2 protein-coding genes and 1 pseudogene are annotated in these 2459 nt (G+C 64.2%); 2 read left to right on the top strand and 1 reads right to left on the bottom strand.

Features of this window, described 5'->3' with window-relative positions; all coding sequences use genetic code 11:
* Positions 1–599, bottom strand: a pseudogene (locus A5704_RS06840) (cytochrome P450); the annotation flags it as partial.
* Between the two features lie 249 nt (positions 600–848).
* Between A5704_RS06840 and A5704_RS06835 the strand changes: the two are divergent.
* A complete protein-coding gene (locus A5704_RS06835) occupies positions 849–1043 on the top strand; it encodes a ferredoxin (protein ID WP_067748007.1) in 195 nt (64 codons plus the stop codon).
* Between the two features lie 494 nt (positions 1044–1537).
* Positions 1538–2459 (top strand): PPE family protein (locus A5704_RS06830; protein WP_067888086.1); only part of this gene is annotated, 922 nt, incomplete at its 3' end.

Genomic DNA, 2459 nt, shown 5'->3' with positions numbered 1-2459 from the left:
CCGGGGTTTTGGCGGCGTTGCTGGATCGCATTGACCAGGTACTCCAACAGCAGCTGGCTCTTCTCGAGGTCGGCCTGGGTGAGGTAGGGCTTGTCGCTGACGACAGTGTCCTTCCAATCGATCAGGCGGTCGCGATCCTGGATCGGCAGGCCGTAGAGATCCATGAAGACCTGGAACGGGTACAGGTGCGCAAAGTCCGCCATCACTTCGCATTTGCCTTGGCCCGCAAGGGCGGCGATCATTTCGGCGGCGTGCCGCTCCAGCACCGGGCGGGATTTGCTCAGGCCGAGCGGACTGAAGAAGGGCTGCAGCACCTTCCGGTAACGGGTGTGCTGAGGAGGGTCGAACGCCAGTGGCAGCACGGGCAGCGGGTGACCGGGAGGCTGCAGGATCGTGGACGAGAACACCTGGGGATTGCGCAGCGCCGCCAGCACGTCCTCACGGCGGGTGATGTAGTAATGGCCGTTCATGAACACCACCGGGCCGGCGTCGCGCAACACCTTCCACCCGACGCCCCGGTCCTCGGCCATCGGTAACTTCTCGAAATCGAGGCGCGGTAGGTGGAACGTGCCTTGCTGGCCTTGGCCAGGAGTGCTCATGGGCTCTCCGCTTGTCTATCTTGATCTGCTCACCGCTGCGGCGGGGACTTCGTCGGCACCGTTTCCAGCCGGCACACCAATATCGCATGTGTCGCAATGGGACACGAATCCGATCGCGCGCCGGCGCGATGGTTTCCGGTCAACGGCTGCACGCGGCGGCGATCTTCTACACTCTAGCCAGCGACGAATCGCCGCTCGATTCGCTGACGCGACTTGCAATTCTGCGAAGCCCGGTAGGGAGGGAACCTCATGAGGGTTCGTCTCGAACAAGCCAGATGCGTGGGTCATGCCCAGTGCTACGCCGTCGACCCTGACTTGTTCCCGATTGACGAATCCGGCTATTCGATCCTCGAGGAGCATGAGGTGCGGCCCGAGGACGAGCAGCTGACCCGGGACGGCGTCGCTTCGTGCCCCGAAATGGCGCTGATCCTCGAAGAGGACTGACCGGCGCGAGGTGCCGTGCAGGCGCTATCGAGAACGATTTCAAAGCAAACCCCGAATGAACAAACAGTTGCCACAAGTGAACTGTGGTCGACAGGGAATGAACAGTGGCTGGCCTGGAATGAACAGTTGGCGTCGGGTGTCGGCGCGCCCCTGATAACGAACTAATCTCATTCACGAGCGACAGTTCGGTAAGACCGCGGACTGTCGCTCGGTTGCTGACAGCAGGGATCAATCGAGGCTAAAGGTGCACGTTGTTCCTGACCGGGTGTCCGAGAAGCGTGGCGGCAAGCCACATTTGGGCGTCAGGCACGGGATCGACAGGATGCGCCGGACAGCCCGCCGACTGGGGTGGCGGACCGAGAGGTCTGAGTCGGTGATTCCGGGCGGCCAGCGACTTACGGGTGGCGAATGCTTACGAAGCCGTGACCACGGCCACCACTGATCCGATGCGACTGCCGGGATCGCCAGCGATCCCGGCCAACTGAGGAGAACAGGTGTTTGACTTCGGGGCGTTACCGCCGGAGATCAATTCCGGTCGGATGTATGCGGGTCCGGGTTCGGGTTCGTTGATGGCGGCGTCGGCGGCGTGGGATGAGATTGCTGCTGAGGTGGCTGCGGCGGCCAGTGGGTATAGCTCGGTGATTGCGGAGTTGACGTCGGGTCCGTGGGTGGGTCCGGCGTCGTCGTCGATGGTGTCGGCGGTGGTGCCGTTTGTGAGTTGGCTTTCTGCGGTGGCGGGGTTGGCCGAGGACACGGCCAGTCAGGGTCGGGCGGCTGCGGCGGCGTTTGAGGCGGCGTTTGCGATGACGGTGCCGCCGCCGGTGATTGCGGCTAATCGGGTGTTGTTGGCGACGTTGGTCGCGACGAATTTCTTCGGGCAGAACACGCCGGCGATCATGGCGACCGAGGCGCAGTACATGGAGATGTGGGCCCAGGATGCGGCGGCGATGTATGGCTATGCGGCGGCTTCGGCCACGGCCTCGCAGTTGGCGCCCTTTGATGCCCCGCCGAACACCACGACTCCTGATGGGGTGGCCGAGCAGGCGTTGGCGGTGACCCAGGCCGCTCAGCAGCCCGCGGGCAACACCGCCCAGACGGTGGCCTCGAGCACGTCGCAGCTGGCGACCACGCAGCTGGTGACGGCGGCGGCGCCGACCCAGCAGGTGACGGCCGCGGCTACCACCCAGCCGGGGCCGTTTACCTGGCTGATCAACGCGATCCAGGGCCTGCAGACGGGGCTGCCCACGCCGACCAACAACTACCTGGGCCTCAACCCCACCTTGTACACGGTGATCCTCAAGCAGACCTCGGGTCTTGCTTATTTCTCGAACGGTATCCCGGCGTTTTGGTCGCAGTTGGCTCAGCAGTTGGTGTCGGGTCCCGGTGGTACCACGGCTGGTGCCGGTGGTGCGTGGT

Source organism: Mycobacterium sp. E735, from assembly GCF_001666955.1.
Classification (GTDB): Bacteria; Actinomycetota; Actinomycetes; order Mycobacteriales; family Mycobacteriaceae; genus Mycobacterium.
Note: the sequence above shows the minus strand (reverse complement) of the source record. Positions and strands in the feature narration are given on the sequence as shown.

Coding starts and splice junctions, on each gene's coding strand:
- A5704_RS06835 (WP_067748007.1), top strand. CDS start 849: ATGAGGGTTCGTCTCGAACAAGCCAGATGCGTGGGTCATGCCCAGTGC.